At 38.5% G+C, this 15,245-nt stretch carries 15 protein-coding genes; 6 read left to right on the top strand and 9 right to left on the bottom strand.

What is annotated here, in order from left to right; all coding sequences use genetic code 11:
- Positions 1 to 116: 116 nt before the first annotated feature.
- The 4 genes from ULVI_RS13210 to alaS all read right to left on the bottom strand — a co-directional run bounded on the left by ULVI_RS13210 (position 117) and on the right by alaS (position 6,541).
- Positions 117 to 1,988, bottom strand: coding sequence for an outer membrane protein assembly factor BamB family protein (locus ULVI_RS13210; protein ID WP_068593273.1), 1,872 nt, complete (start codon positions 1,986 to 1,988; stop codon positions 117 to 119).
- A gap of 170 nt (positions 1,989 to 2,158) precedes the next feature.
- Positions 2,159 to 2,680 carry a DUF6252 family protein gene (locus ULVI_RS13205; protein WP_068593272.1) on the bottom strand — a complete coding sequence of 174 codons (522 nt, stop codon included), beginning with the start codon at positions 2,678 to 2,680 and terminating at the stop codon, positions 2,159 to 2,161.
- Positions 2,681 to 2,802: 122 nt separating this feature from the next.
- Positions 2,803 to 3,768 carry a GSCFA domain-containing protein gene (locus tag ULVI_RS13200; RefSeq protein WP_068593271.1) on the bottom strand — a complete coding sequence of 322 codons (966 nt, stop codon included), beginning with the start codon at positions 3,766 to 3,768 and terminating at the stop codon, positions 2,803 to 2,805.
- A 160-nt stretch (positions 3,769 to 3,928) separates the two neighbouring features.
- Positions 3,929 to 6,541, bottom strand: coding sequence for an alanine--tRNA ligase (alaS, locus tag ULVI_RS13195; protein WP_068593270.1), 2,613 nt, complete (start codon positions 6,539 to 6,541; stop codon positions 3,929 to 3,931).
- Positions 6,542 to 6,661: 120 nt separating this feature from the next.
- Between alaS and ULVI_RS13190 the strand changes: the two genes are divergently transcribed.
- From ULVI_RS13190 to ULVI_RS13165, 6 genes are all read left to right on the top strand, one after another.
- Positions 6,662 to 7,639: a M23 family metallopeptidase gene (locus ULVI_RS13190; protein ID WP_068593269.1), complete on the top strand. Its 978-nt coding sequence runs from the start codon at positions 6,662 to 6,664 to the stop codon at positions 7,637 to 7,639.
- Positions 7,640 to 7,731: 92 nt separating this feature from the next.
- Positions 7,732 to 8,061, top strand: a complete 330-nt coding sequence (locus ULVI_RS13185; protein WP_068593268.1) for a MerR family transcriptional regulator — start codon at positions 7,732 to 7,734, stop codon at positions 8,059 to 8,061.
- Between the two features lie 10 nt (positions 8,062 to 8,071).
- Complete coding sequence (locus ULVI_RS13180; protein WP_068593267.1) at positions 8,072 to 8,680, top strand: LemA family protein; 609 nt, start codon at positions 8,072 to 8,074, stop codon at positions 8,678 to 8,680.
- A 2-nt stretch (positions 8,681 to 8,682) separates the two neighbouring features.
- On the top strand, positions 8,683 to 9,144 hold the full coding sequence (locus ULVI_RS13175; protein ID WP_068593266.1) for a TPM domain-containing protein: 462 nt from the start codon (positions 8,683 to 8,685) through the stop codon (positions 9,142 to 9,144).
- A 32-nt stretch (positions 9,145 to 9,176) separates the two neighbouring features.
- The gene (fabV, locus tag ULVI_RS13170) at positions 9,177 to 10,367 is read left to right on the top strand and encodes an enoyl-ACP reductase FabV (RefSeq protein WP_068593265.1); all 1,191 of its coding nucleotides are present in this window, start codon (positions 9,177 to 9,179) and stop codon (positions 10,365 to 10,367) included.
- 30 nt (positions 10,368 to 10,397) lie between these two features.
- Positions 10,398 to 11,213: a TPM domain-containing protein gene (locus tag ULVI_RS13165; protein ID WP_068593264.1), complete on the top strand. Its 816-nt coding sequence runs from the start codon at positions 10,398 to 10,400 to the stop codon at positions 11,211 to 11,213.
- A 7-nt stretch (positions 11,214 to 11,220) separates the two neighbouring features.
- Here ULVI_RS13165 and arsB read toward each other — a convergent pair whose 3' ends face one another.
- The 5 genes from arsB to der all read right to left on the bottom strand — a co-directional run bounded on the left by arsB (position 11,221) and on the right by der (position 15,222).
- A complete protein-coding gene (gene arsB, locus ULVI_RS13160; RefSeq protein WP_068593263.1) occupies positions 11,221 to 12,270 on the bottom strand; it encodes an ACR3 family arsenite efflux transporter in 1,050 nt (349 codons plus the stop codon).
- Entirely contained in the window at positions 12,270 to 12,890 is a 621-nt protein-coding gene (locus ULVI_RS13155) for an arsenate-mycothiol transferase ArsC (RefSeq protein ID WP_068593262.1), read from the bottom strand. Before ULVI_RS13155 ends, arsB begins: the two co-directional genes overlap by 1 nt.
- Positions 12,891 to 12,906: 16 nt before the next feature.
- A complete protein-coding gene (locus ULVI_RS13150) occupies positions 12,907 to 13,374 on the bottom strand; it encodes a DUF6428 family protein (RefSeq protein ID WP_068593261.1) in 468 nt (155 codons plus the stop codon).
- A 46-nt stretch (positions 13,375 to 13,420) separates the two neighbouring features.
- Positions 13,421 to 13,753 carry an ArsR/SmtB family transcription factor gene (locus ULVI_RS13145; protein WP_068593260.1) on the bottom strand — a complete coding sequence of 111 codons (333 nt, stop codon included), beginning with the start codon at positions 13,751 to 13,753 and terminating at the stop codon, positions 13,421 to 13,423.
- A gap of 158 nt (positions 13,754 to 13,911) precedes the next feature.
- Positions 13,912 to 15,222, bottom strand: coding sequence for a ribosome biogenesis GTPase Der (gene der, locus ULVI_RS13140; RefSeq protein ID WP_068593259.1), 1,311 nt, complete (start codon positions 15,220 to 15,222; stop codon positions 13,912 to 13,914).
- Between the last annotated feature and the right edge of the window lie 23 nt (positions 15,223 to 15,245).

Genomic DNA, 15,245 nt, shown 5'->3' with positions numbered 1-15,245 from the left:
AAGCATCTAGGATTGAGTAACGAATGTACTTAAAATAACAAAAACCCCATAGCCTAACTATAGGGTTTCAACTATGTAAACGCTCCTCACTTCATTTACATAGCATTCATTTAAATTTAATTGAGGTCGTAGGCAAAAATTGAATTGGCATCTGCTTTGTAATATAGAATTCCCCCTATTTCATCGACTTCATATTCTGGTTTTTTATCTTTTAAAACAATCTCTTTTTCCTTTGCACCTTGGTCTTTATTTATTTTTATTAATCCAACACCGTCATCCAACTTGGTAAGAATAAATTGTGAATTTTCGGTAGCGGCAGTCGCTTTAAATCGCCTTAGCATTTCAGAGATCGAGGCTCCTGTTGCAGCTGCCATTCCTACACCGAGATCTGCATAACGTTCTCCCCGATCGGTATAATTCCCCAATTTGTTTCGATTCTGGTTCGCAGCGTTAAAGGCGGCTGCCGATGTAGCTGCTGTCGCTACTGCCGATACTCCAGCGATAATAGCACCAAGGGCACTTTTACCCGGAGCACGGTAATACTCGTGCCATGTTTTATTCCCGGACCAATCAAGCATCATAAGGTTTTGGTCGCTGGTTAAAAGAATTCCATTTGTTCTTACCTCCACATGAGCAGGGTTTTCTTTTCCGTCAAATTTAGATTCGGCTAGTGTACTTACAACACCAGAAGTGGCATCTACAGTGAATAACTCGTCGTCAGCACTAATAAGATAGCGGTTGTTCGCTTTATCGAAAGCAGAACTCACAGCGGACGCTCTTCTATACTTTAGTGGTTTTTCCCATACTTGCTCTCCAGTCGACAGATTCACAATATTGGCATCTTCCGAAGTAATGTAAATAAGTCCTTGCGGAGTATTTGCCATAGTAAGAATATTTTCTCCAGTTTTTAGTGGTTTTTTAAATAGCGTTTCTCCACTAAATGAAATCTTATTAATTCCTCCTTGATAAATTCCAAAGAGAATTCCGTCATCCATAACATAAAAATGCTGTACATATCCTTTTGTTTTAGGAGCTTTGTCCCATAAGTCTTCTCCATTGGCCGCACTTAAAAAAGCAATGTTAGATTCATTTTTTGCCGCAAACACACTTCCGCTTCCTCCATCATCTGTATTGCTAACCACAGCAATCCCATTAGGAAGTATTTCGAAATTGGCAATGGTTCCTTTTACTTTATGATCGTCTTCCCATAATTCATTACCACTGGTTCCAATTTTGTGTATTCGCGTGTTTTTTCCTTGATTAACCGATTCGAATGCATACAATTCTTTTTCAGAGGCATCGGCAACCATCCAACTTACTCCTTTAATTTTATTCTCCCACAACACCTCTCCAGTTTGTGCTTTTTTAGCGATCATACCTTGGTTTGTAGGTACAATAAGATGCTCCTTTAGCAGCAACGGCCGTCCCGTTACCTCATATACTTTTGCGATGCCTACCCGATCTGGGTCTCCCAGGTTGAACCGGTAATCTTCCTTGCCTGTATTTAGATCATAGACAGCAACCTGAGTAGCATATTTTTCCTTAGAAGTTCGTTGACCACTTACCACAAGTTTGTTTTGAGGCATCATTACATCACAGGTGTAGGCAATTTTCCAGCCATTGCTTTCGGTATTAAAAAGAGTTTTCCCTGATATGTAGTCGATCACCGATTTCTTTGCGGTAAGATTAGCAAACCCACCTTGCGCTACAATTACATACGGAGCATTAGGAACATACGTAAGTTCTTCAGGTTTCACGCGGCCGTACTCTGTAAAATTAAATAACAACGTATTGGATCCAGGTTTAATTCCCACCAAACCGTCGTTGGTTGCAACAACCATTGTTCCGCCTTGCGTCAAGGTCATTTCATTAATTTTCGCTCCTACATCGTAACGAAAGTCGGGAGTTTCGGCTTTTTGTGCTGTAGTGCCATCCATTACCATACAGGTAACAACGAGTAGCAGAGATTTTAGGATGCTAGTTTTCATAAGTGTGTTGATTTATTTAGTTATATCAAAGTTGTAGGAAAATGAAACAACATTCAATACGACAGTTGACGTATTTAACTCCTTAGGATTCAAAAAAAACCGGCACCATGTATAAGAAGGTTCCGGTTTCGGTTAGTTAGTATTGATCTATTTGGTTGCTTGTATTGAGTTTATTGTTCCACTACCTGCATATTGAAAGAACCGTTAGTAACTGCAACCGTATCACTGGTATCGTCCAAATTGTACCCTGTAAAACTAAAGGTTCCCAGTACCCTATTTCCATCGAAACTAGAAATACTCACCTCTCCATTGCTGGCTTGCCCTTCTCCCACAGTGGTATAAACCACCACCGAATTAGGATCTGGATTTCCCGGATCGGGTAAATAGCTGTACGTTCCAATATTGGTTAAATTTAACTGGTAGGTACCTTCACCTTCGAACCCAATAATAATCATCTGAATGTTTTCTGAATCTAAGGTTCCTCCCGTAACAGCTAATGTTTGTACGCTGCTAGAGGTATTAAGTTCTGCACGAGAAGCCTCAGGGATCGATGTGTAGTTCTGTCCGTCAACCTGTGCTTCTAAAGTACCATTGCCAGCATTCCCGTCGTCTCCTCCATCATCATCACTTTTGCAAGATGCGAACGCCAGCGATATAAAAAGCACAAGGCCTATTGTTTTTAAATGTTTCATAATTGTTTGGTTTTAACTGTTTTGTTCCTACAAATATGATGCATTAAGGCAATAAAAATCAATACGACAACTGACGTATTCTAGAAAAAGACAGGGTAAACGTTGCGAGGTTTATATCGCTTTTAAGAAAAAGAGGTACCTTCAAAATTCGTGTAAGGCAATTGTTTCTGAAGGGTTTCTATTTTCTTCTGAAGGTTTTTCTGAAACTCTTGATGTGCCTTACTCTCAGGATGAAAGGGACGATGCGACAACCCATTTTGAATGGTTTCAATGTCTTTCTGAAAGTGTTTCGCTTCCGAAGACACCCAGGCTTCCGCAAATTTCTCCCAAACAATCTGTATGGCTGTGTTGTTGGGGTGAACTAAATCTTCAGTATAAAACCGGTAATCACGCAATTCATCCATCATCACCTCATACGAAGGGAAATAATGAACCCGATCCCGTGGCGAAATAACCTCGTGTATTCCTGCAATAAGATGCGCCTTGCTTCTGGTGTTTTCAACCATTCCATCCTTAACATGTCGAACGGGAGAAACGGTATGAATACACACCACATTCGGATTGCTACTTTTTATGAGTGTAATAGTATTGTCTATGGACGCGGCGATCTCTTCTACCGAAGCCAATTCTTTTAAAAATTGTTTCTGCGGAATTTTATGACAGTTCGCTACATACCTGTCGGTTTCAATAAAGCGATACACCCAAGCAGTTCCGTAGGTGAAAATAAAATGTGTGGCCGTTTCTATTTCTTTCTGAAATTGTTTTAATATGTTGTTTAGTTTCCGAAGTAATTCTTCCTTATTTGAAGCACTTAATGAAGAATGTACCTCGAAGCAATGCCATTGCTCATTATGAAAAACAAGATCTTTTTCAGTAAAAACCGTTTCGTTTATAGCGCGTGTTATTAATTGCTCTATAGCGAAGGGATGAAATAGAATTCCAAACGGATTAACAAAGTGCTGAAATTGATAATATAAAAATTTTGCTCCTACATTTTCAGAAAAACAAGACCCCAAAAGAACCACTTTCGAAGCATAATCGATGGGATTTCTTTCGGGATGAATGGGTATTTCTGTTTGTAGTTTCACTTTTAAATTATTTGAATTGTTTTAAAACCAAGCAACATTATTACTTTACAGATAAAACCAAGGGATAATTTCACCATTAGTCTAGTCTGTCGAAGACCAGCAACTTACACTTCGACAAGTTCATGTGACAGCATCTTTTTAATTTGCCTAAAACTTGGTGTTAGAGAACATATTCTTTTGCTGCCTGTAATGCTTTCTCAATACCCTCAGGATTTTTTCCTCCAGCAGTTGCGAAAAAGGGTTGTCCTCCGCCGCCTCCTTGAATGTGCTTTCCGAGTTCTCGAACAATTTGTCCAGCATTTAATTTTTTTTCATTTGCCAAATCTTTAGAAATATAACAGGTCAACAATGCTTTTCCGTCTTGATTAGACCCAAACAATAAAAACAAGTTGTCGATCTCTCCTCCCAATTCGAAAGCAAGGTCTTTCATACCTCCTGCGTCTAATTCGACGTGTTTGGCTAGAAAATTCACGCCATGAATTTGAGTGACCTCATTTCGAAGGTCGCCTTTCATATTTTGTGCTTTATCCTTCAGTAATTGCTGAATTTGTTTTTGCAACGCATTGTTTTCGTCTTGAAGATTTACCACAGCTTTCACGGGGTCTTGTACGTTATTTAACGCTTTTTGAACTTCCGCATATGAGTTACTTCGTTCGATATAATATTTCTTCGCTGCATCTCCAGTAATGGCTTCAATTCGGCGAATTCCACTTGCGACTGCCCCTTCCGAAGTAATAATAAAATGCCAAATATCAGCGGTATTTTCTACATGCGTACCACCACATAATTCCATCGATTTACCAAACTTAACGGCACGCACGCTATCTCCATATTTCTCGCCAAATAATGCGATAGCTCCTTCATCTAATGCCTGCTGATACGGTATTCCGCGGCGCTCTTCTAAGGCGATTCCTTCTTTAATTCTCGCATTCACAAAATCTTCAACTTCCCTAAGTTGCTCATCGGTCACTTTACTAAAATGTGAAAAATCGAATCTCAAATATCCACTGTGTACCATCGAACCTTTTTGAGCCACGTGGGTTCCCAGAATCTTTCGGAGTGCTTGATGTAATAAATGTGTTGCAGTATGATTAGATGCTGTTCTCGCTCGTTGTTTTTCATCCACTACCGCTTTAAACTCTCCTTCTACATGTCGTGGTAGGGTTTTAGTGAAATGAATAATTAGGTTGTTTTCTTTCTTGGTGTCTATAATATAAATTACTTCTCCATTTGAAGCTTCTAAGTATCCTTTATCACCAACTTGCCCTCCTCCTTCAGGATAAAAAGGCGTTAGATTAAACACCAATTGATATAGTTCTCCATCTTTCTTACTTTCCACTTTTCGATACCGCGTAATACGAATGTTTGTTTGTAATGTATCGTAGCCTACAAATTCTTCTTCATCATCTTCTTTTAATTCTACCCAATCGCTCGTAGCTACCTTTGTAGCCGCTCGGGAACGGTCTTTTTGTTTTTGAAGTTCTTTTTTAAACCCGGCTTCATCCATGGTATAGCCACGCTCACGCAAAATAAGAGCAGTTAAATCGTCGGGAAACCCAAAGGTATCGTATAATTCAAAAACTTTAGTTCCTGCTATTTCCTTAGAATCTGATTCTGCTATTACATTGTCTAATAATATCAAACCTTGATCTAACGTACGTAAAAAAGAAGCTTCTTCTTCCCGTACCACATTTGTGATTAAATTGTTTTCTTGCACTAACTCGGGGAACGCTTTGCCCATCTGCTTGGTAAGAGTATCTATTAATTTATAGATAAAGGGCTCTTTGGTATTTAGAAATGTGAATCCGTAGCGAATTGCTCTTCGCAAAATACGTCGAATTACATATCCAGCTCCTGTATTACTAGGGAGTTGCCCATCGGCAATAGAAAATGCAACGGCTCTTATATGATCTGCAATCACGCGAACTGCAATGTCTATTTTTTCGTCTTTCCCATACGTTACATCTGTAATAGCCTCTATCTCACGAATAAGAGGTGTGAAAACGTCGGTGTCGTAGTTACTTTTTTTGTTTTGAAGCACCATACACAGCCGTTCGAAACCCATTCCGGTATCTACGTGTTGAGCAGGTAATTTTTCGAGGCTTCCGTTAGCCTTTCTATTAAATTGCATAAAGACCAAATTCCAGATCTCTACAACTTGAGGGTGGTCTTTATTTACTAACTCGGCACCAGAAATTTTCGCTTTCTCTTCAGCAGAACGAATGTCTACATGTATTTCGCTGCACGGTCCGCAGGGTCCTTGCTCGCCCATTTCCCAAAAATTATCACTCTTATTTCCATTGATAATACGGTCTTCTGGAACCAACTTTTTCCATAGTTCGAACGCTTCTGTATCGCGTTCTAAACCTTCCGAAGAATCACCTTCAAAAATAGATACGTAGAGAATGTCTTTATCAATTTTTAAAACTTCGGTAAGCAATTCCCATGCCCACTCGATAGCTTCTTTTTTAAAATAATCGCCAAAACTCCAGTTGCCCAACATTTCAAACATAGTATGATGGTAGGTGTCCATTCCCACTTCTTCCAAGTCATTATGTTTTCCACTTACACGAAGACACTTTTGGGTATCGGTAACACGGGTATTTTTTGGATCGGTGTTTCCTAGGAAATATTCTTTAAATTGATTCATCCCCGCATTGGTAAACATGAGCGTAGGATCATTCTTTACTACCATTGGTGCTGAGGGTACAACGGCATGTTTTTTCGATTCAAAAAATTGTAAAAACTGTGAGCGGATTTCGCTGGACTTCATAGATAAAATTTTAGACTCCTTAGTTAGGGTTAGTGTACTACGCAAACAATTTCTATATTTGTGTTTCGTTTCTTAGCATAACACGACCCATCAACGAGCAAAAATAAGATTTTTTAACGTATGTCTAAGGTTAAATATTATTACGATAGCGAAACCCTTTCCTATCGAAAAATTGAAAAGAAAAAAGGCCGCAAGCTTAGTATTGCGTTGCTTTCTTTTCTGGGTATTGTATTGAGCGGATTTTTATTTTTCGTAATCTTTATCAATTTACCCTATGTAGAAACTCCTAAAGAGAAAAGTTTGGAGCGTGAATTAGCGAACATGGAGTTTCAATTCGATCTATTAAATAAAAAAATGGAGCAAGCAGAAGAAGTGCTTGCAGAAGTAGCCGATCGTGATAACAATTTATATCGCGTTTATTTTGAAGCGAATCCAATTCCAGAAACGCAACGAAAAGCAGGTTTTGGAGGGATTAACCGGTATAAAGACCTCGAAGGATTTGATAATTCAAGGCTAATTATCTCTTCAAGTAAGCGACTCGATATTCTTACCAAGCAAATTGTTGTACAATCACGTTCTCTCGATGAAGTCGCTAAATTAGCCGAAGAAAAAGAAAAATTATTAGAAGCAATTCCAGCCATACAACCTGTTAAAAATGAAGATCTAACACGAATGGCATCTGGTTACGGATTTAGAACCGATCCTTTTACAAAAGCAAGAAAGATGCACTTCGGAATGGATTTTACGGCACCTCGCGGAACACCTGTATATGCTTCTGGCGATGGGAGAGTTACCCGTGCCGATAATAATTCTTCAGGCTACGGAAACCACATTCGGATCGATCATGGGTTTGGGTATCAAAGTCTATACGCGCACTTGTACAAATACAACGTTCGCCAAGGACAAAAGGTAAAAAGAGGAGACCTTATTGGCTTTGTTGGAAGCACTGGTCGGTCTGAAGCACCTCACCTGCACTATGAAATCTTTAAAGATAACGAACGTATTAATCCGATTAATTTTTACTACGGAAACCTTTCTCCAGAAGAATTTGCAGACATGTTAAAAAGTGCTCAACAGGAAAATCAGTCGTTGGATTAAACACCTAACAGCTATTTTCTTTTTTCAATTCTGAAAGCTGAATTTTATCCGGATTGTCTGTTATCTTTGTTCACATTAATAAATGAAAGGAAATGCACATTGATCTTCCTGAAAAACGATATTATGGAATTGGCGAAGTGGCGAAAGCTTTCGACGTTAATACCTCATTGATTCGTTTCTGGGAAAAAGAATTCGATGTACTGAAGCCAAAGAAAAATGCTAAAGGCAACCGAAAGTTTACGCCCGAAGACATAAAAAACCTCGAACTCATCTATTACCTTGTAAAAGAACGCGGTTTTACCCTAGAGGGTGCTAAAATTCATTTAAAAGAAAACAAACAGAATACCCTCGGCCGATTCGAGATTATTCGTAAATTAGAAACAATAAAGTCTGAATTACTTAAAATTAAAGAACACCTATAACCTTTCCATCATGAAAAAAATACTCATTCCTCTAATTATCATTGTCGGTCTTGTCGTAATTATTGGCGCCTGGTTTGCTTCTGTAAATAACAAATTGGTTCCTCTAGAAGAAAATGTCGCTGGACAATGGGGTAATGTAGAGAGCGCCTACCAACGTCGTGCCGATCTTATTCCTAACATTGTTAATACCGCAAAGGGATATGCCGAGTTTGAGCAAGAAACTTTACTAAAAGTTACCGAGGCACGAAGCAAAGCAACTTCAATTAATATAGATCCTTCTAATATAACTCCGCAACAATTAGCACAATTTCAGCAAGCACAATCGGGTCTTACCTCAGCCCTTTCCAGGTTGCTCGCTGTTTTCGAACGGTATCCAGACCTCAAAGCGAACGAGAATTTCAAAGAATTAATCAACGAATTAGAACGCACAGAGAATCGTATTAACGTAGAAAGAAACCGTTTTAATGAAACAGCAAAACAATTTAATACTGAAATTAGATTGTTTCCTACCAATATGATTGCAGGAATGTTAGGCTTCGAAAAGAAAACCTATTTTGAAGCAGATGCAGGAAGTGAAAATGCACCTGATGTTGAATTCGACTTCGGAAAAGACTCATAAGTATGGCATCTAAAGTAGAAGATTTTTTAACAGCTGAAGATGAATCACAGATTATTGAAGCCATCCGCGTTGCTGAAAAAAATACCAGCGGTGAAATTCGGGTACATCTCGAATCCACTTGCATAAACCCTGAAACAGGAGATGCAATGGATGCGTTCGATCGTGCCGCTATGGTATTCGATTTTCTTCATATGGACAACACCAAGCAAAGTAATGGAGTTCTTATCTATGTTGCCGTAGAAGACCGCACACTAGTGATTCTAGGCGATAGTGGTATTAACGATGTGGTCGCTCCCGATTTCTGGGAAAGTACTAAAGACACCATTATTACTCATTTTAAATCTGGAAATACCAAACAAGGATTGGTCGATGGAATTTTAAAAGCCGGACTTCAATTAAAGAAACATTTTCCGTATCAAAAAGGAGATCAAAACGAATTACCCGATACTATTTCTATTGGTTAATTCGAAGTTAATAACAAATTCAACCTTTCATAATGATTATTGAACCAAGAACCCGCGGATTTATTTGTCTTACTGCGCACCCAAAAGGATGTGAACAAAACGTGATCGATCAAATCGAATATGTGCAATCGAAAGGTAACATCGACGGACCAAAAAAAGTTTTGGTCATTGGTGCTTCTACGGGTTTCGGACTCGCATCGAGAATTACAAGTGCTTTTGGAAGTGACGCTGCTACTATTGGTGTTTTTTTAGAGAAACCACCTTCCGAAGGAAGGCCTGCTTCACCAGGATGGTACAACAGTGCTTATTTTGAAGAACAAGCACATAAGGCTGGATTGTACGCGAAGAGTATTAATGGAGATGCTTTTTCTCACGCCATTAAGGATCAAACTATCAAACTTATAAAAGAAGAATTAAAAGAAATAGACCTGGTTATTTACAGTCTTGCATCTCCTGTAAGAACACATCCAGACTCTGGAGAGCGTTTTAAATCGGTTCTAAAACCCCTCGAAGGAACCTTCAGAAATAATACGGTCGATTTTCACACTGGAAAAATTTCAGAAATTAGTATTGAGCCAGGGAATGAAGAAGATATTAAGAACACGGTGACCGTAATGGGTGGCGAGGACTGGAAAATGTGGATGGATGCTCTTCAAAAAGCAAATGTATTAGCAGAAGGTTGTAAGACGGTGGCATATTCGTATATCGGTTCAGAATTAACCGAAGCTGTATATCGTAAAGGAACTATCGGGAAAGCAAAAGATGATCTGGAAGCCACAGCATTTTCAATCACTGATAGTCTAGAAAAGCTTAATGGAAAAGCATATGTTTCGGTAAATAAAGCATTGGTTACACAAGCGAGTTCTGCAATTCCTGTGATCCCGCTGTATATTTCCTTGCTATATAAAGTAATGAAAGAAAAAAACATTCATGAAGGCTGCATAGAACAAATTCAACGGTTATTTTCTGATCGACTCTACACATCAACAACCGAGATAGATGATGAAGGACGCATTCGTATCGACGACTGGGAAATGCGTGAAGATGTTCAAGCAGAAGTAGCAGAACTTTGGAAAAAAGTAACAACCGAAACGTTGCCCAAATTAGGAGATTTGGAAGGTTATAACAAAGACTTTTTTAATTTGTTCGGTTTTAAAGTAGCGGGCATCGATTATGATAAAGAAGTGAATGAAATGGTGCAGATCCCAGGGCTACAGGAATAAGTAGTACTTAAAAAATTGAAGATTTAAAAAATGACGAAAAAAATTCGGAAATACAGCTTTATTCCTTTACTAATGCTGCTATTGTTTTTTTCTGAAACACTTTCGGCTCAATTTACCATCCCAGAAAAACCTTCTGCTGCCTCGCAACATACAGGGGTATACGATTATATTAACTTACTGTCGGCCGGACAACAACAAGCACTAAAAAGCAAGCTGGAAGGCTATGCCGATTCTACTTCAACACAGATTGTTGTTGCAGTGATCAGCTCCACGAAAGGAGAAGACATCTCTCTATTAGGCGCTAAATGGGGCCAGAAATGGGGCATCGGACAAGCTGACGAAGACAACGGAATTTTAATTTTGTTGGCAAAAGACGATCGCATGGTAGACATCAATACCGGCTACGGAATTGAATACCGCATTACCGATCTCATGGCAGAGCGAATTATTAATCGGATCATGATTCCACAATTTAAATCTGAAAATTACTACGCTGGGCTCGACCAAGGAACCAATGCCATTTTTGAAGCGTTAAAAGGCGAATTTAAAGAAGATCGCACCTTTAAAGATACTGGCAGAGGCATTCCTCCTATTGCAATCATTATTATTTTTATCATCATTGTAATTGCTCTTAGCTCTAAAAAGAATGGAGGCGGAGGAAAAAATGGCGGTAGACGTACTGGAAGCAGCTTGCTCGACATCATTATTTTAAGCAACATGGGCCGCACCGGTGGATTTGGTGGAGGCGGCAGCTTCGGCGGAGGTGGCTTCGGTGGAGGTGGTGGATTTGGCGGTGGCTTCGGGGGCGGAGGATTTGGTGGTGGTGGCGCCAGTGGCGGCTGGTAACTTTTTTTTAGCTACCAGCTCTTTTATAATATTTTCTTCGCAACCAAAATGAAACCCGAACTAATAAGATGAGCGCTGGAACTTCTACTAATGGACCAATAACACCTGCAAAAGCTTGTCCCGAATTTAATCCGAATACTGCGATGGCAACTGCAATAGCTAATTCAAAATTGTTTCCTGCTGCTGTAAAAGCGACAGCAGCGGTTTTATCGTAAGTCGCTCCCATGGCTTTTGTAAAGAAAAAGCCAATAATAAACATGAGTGCAAAATAAATAAGAAGCGGTATTGCGATCACAACCACATCCATCGGAATCTCAACAATTAATTCTCCTTTTAGGGAAAACATCACCACTATTGTAAATAACAGTGCTATTAATGTAATTGGAGAAATAGCCGGAATAAATGTGTGGGTGTACCAATCTTCTCCTTTTAATTTTACTAAAATCCATCGACTTAGAATCCCCAATAGAAACGGAATTCCTAAATATATAGCAACACTTTCAGCAATGGTAGCAATTGAAATATCTACAATCGCCCCTTCAAATCCAAAATAAGGAGGAAGTACGGTGATAAAGAGCCATGCGTAAAAACTATAAGCAAATACTTGAAAAATACTATTTAATGCCACTAATCCAGCTCCATACTCATTACTTCCTTCTGCCAGATCGTTCCATACCAGCACCATTGCAATACATCGTGCTAGTCCTATTAAAATGAGTCCAACCATGTATTCGGGATAATCCCTTAAAAATGTAATCGCCAATACAAACATGAGTACAGGTCCTATAATCCAGTTGAGCAGCAAGGAAATGGAAAGTATTTTCGTATTTCGGAACACTTTGGGTAATAAAGAATACTTCACTTTTGCCAAGGGTGGATACATCATTAAGATCAAACCTATGGCAATAGGAATATTGGTACTGCCACTGCTATACGAATTAACAATTTCAGGAAACGTTGGAAAAAAATAACCAATACTTACCCCTACAGCCATGGCTACAAATATCCAAACTGTTAAGTAGCTATCGAGAAAACTTAATTTTTTTGAAGCCGCCATTAGTTTAATTTAAGTTGTGAAAAAACATACTTCATTTCAGTAGCTATCTGAAGGTTTCGTTCTTCATATTTCTCTGATTCTTGAGGCGTATTATCATATTTCTTTGGATCCTTGTAGGTGATAGGAATGCGCTTTTCGGCACCTGGGACAAAGGGGCATCCTCCGTCCGCTTCAGAACAGGTCATGATCGCTGCAAATGCTGCCTTAGGGTTGAATTCATCATCCAATGTTTTAGAAAATCCGATGACAGGATGTTCATTTTCAGAAAATTTAATACTGTAAATCGGATTGCTTTCTTCTGAAAGTTTATTTATTTGAAATCCCGATTTCTGAAGGGTTTTCACTACCCTTTCGTTGAGAGCTGTACTTTCTGTTCCTCCCGAATAACAGTACACATGCTTCACATTGTGATATGATGCCATGGTTTGTGCCCAAAGCTGAGACAAATGACTTCGACGTGAATTATGGGTGCAAATAAAATTGAGACGAATAGTGTTATTGACATCCATCTTATCCTGAATAAAGGCAATTAAGGGCTGTAAAACCTTTTTGCGTTCTGTACCAATAGAATCGGAATCGAGCGTTTTAATAGTATTTTCTATTTCTTTAAATAAAGACATACCTTACGATTTTTAATTAGCAACAACCACTATTAGGAGCGCATGTGTTCGCCGTATTTAGCTCTGAAAGTTTCACTTTTGGTTTTTCAGCAGGAAGTCCACACTGCTCTTTTGCTAGGCAATCGGTTTGTTTAACGGTTAGCAAAAAATTAGTTCCGTCGAAATCGAGACCAAACTTCCCGATCGTATCGCCTTGATATTCTACTTCGATTTCCAGATCTTCAATTCCCAAGACTTCTTCAGAAAGGGAAATGATATGAAGTAATTTTTCTGGATGAAGTCTGTGATCGTAGTCGTTCGCATTCCAAAGTTGAAAATTAACAACTTCTTCTTTTCGAACTGTTCCACCGCAATCGATGAAGTTCTTTGTTATTTTACCTACTTCAGTAACGTGAAAATGATTAGGTACCAACTCTCCATTTGGAAGTTGAAACGCAATCGTTTCTAATTGTGTTAAATACTGTTTAATTTCAGAAAGTTTCATAATTTTATTTGTTTATTGCGATAATACGATTAATGAATTAAAAAAATTAGCAACAATTTTCCTTTTCAGAAATATCTTGATCTAAAAATTGAATCATCACCTCTTTCATTTTCAACCAATTTTCGCTATCGATACAATAGCAAACACTCGTACCTTCTACATTTCCTTTTATTAGGCCTAAATATTTAAGCTCTTTTAGATGCTGCGATATGGTTGGTTGGGCTAGGCCTATTTCAGAAACCAAGTCACCGCACACACAACGTTCGATTTTAAATAAATGCTGTAATATGGCGACCCTTGCAGGGTGTCCAAATACTTTTGCGAACAGAGAAATTTCGTTTTGCTGATCGGTAAACATTTCGGTTTTGGCTAATCCCATTATTACTTTATTAGTTCATTGCAATATTACGATTAATATTTTATATTTATTGAAAATGACAATTTATTTTAAAAAAAATATTTGCTAGCTATTTAAAAATGAGCAGGTGAATTATAAAACTATTTATTTTTGACGAATAGAAAATAATAAGAGACCGTTTATTTTTTTCGAATATAGACTGTTACCGGCACTCCTTTAAAGTTAAATTTCGCACGCAATTTGTTTTCAAGAAAACGCTTATATGGCTCCTTTACATATTGAGGAAGGTTGGCAAAAAAGGCAAAACTCGGATATGGAGTTGGCAGTTGCGTTACGTATTTTATTTTTACGTATTTCCCTTTGTGTTGTGGTGGTGGATAGGCTTCGATAAGAGGAAGCATCTCTTCATTAAGCTCACTCGTTTTAATACGTTTACTTCTATTTTTGTAAACATCTACAGCGGTTTCTATCGCTTTAAAAATACGTTGTTTGTTTAGTACTGAAATAAAAACAATGGGTACATCAACAAAAGGTTCGCATTCTTTTTTAATATAAGCTTCAAATTCTTTTACTGTGCTGTTATCTTTATCTTCGACAAGATCCCATTTGTTCGCAAGGATTACAATTCCTTTATTATTACGTTGTGCCAGCCAAAAAATATTCTGTACTTGTCCGTCGAATCCTCGTGTTGCATCGAACACAAGAATGATTACATCGCAATGTTCAATGGCACGAACACTACGCATCACCGAATAAAACTCAAGGTCTTCTTTTACTTTACTCTTTTTTCGTATTCCTGCGGTATCTACTAAATTAAATTCAAATCCGAAGCGATTGTATTTGGTGTCGATACTGTCTCTGGTGGTACCCGCAATATCTGTTACAATATATCTATCTTCCCCAATAAGGGCATTTATAAACGAAGATTTCCCTGCATTTGGACGACCTACTACCGCAAAGCGTGGCAGTTCATCTTCTTCAGTTCTTTCTTCTTTTTCAGGAAGTGCTTTCACTAGATCATCTAACAGGTCTCCACTACCGCTTCCGTTAATGCTTGAAATTGTATAGTATTTCTCAACACCTAATGAGTAAAATTCGACGGCATCGTTTTCACGCATTGCACTATCTACTTTATTCACTGCAAGAAAAAAGGGTTTTTTACTTTTCCGAAGTAATTTTGCTACTTCTTCATCCATCCCAGTAACACCACTTTCTACATCGACCATAAAAATGATCACATCAGCTTCATCGATAGCAAGTTCTACCTGTTTATCGATTTCCGCTTCAAAAACATCATCGCTTCCACGTACATATCCGCCCGTATCGATCACTGAGAATTCTTTACCATTCCAGTCGCTCTTTCCGTAATGACGATCGCGTGTTACTCCGCTTACCGCATCTACGATAGCTTCACGGCGTTGAATTAATCGGTTAAAAAAGGTAGACTTTCCAACATTGGGACGTCCTACAATGGCAACAATACTCATAATTATAGAAATTTAATCTTTTGCAA

Source organism: Cochleicola gelatinilyticus (assembly GCF_001637325.1).
GTDB classification, from domain to species: domain Bacteria; phylum Bacteroidota; class Bacteroidia; order Flavobacteriales; family Flavobacteriaceae; genus Cochleicola; species Cochleicola gelatinilyticus.
The sequence above is the reverse complement of the archived record's forward strand: the minus strand, read 5'-3'. Positions and strand labels throughout refer to the sequence as shown.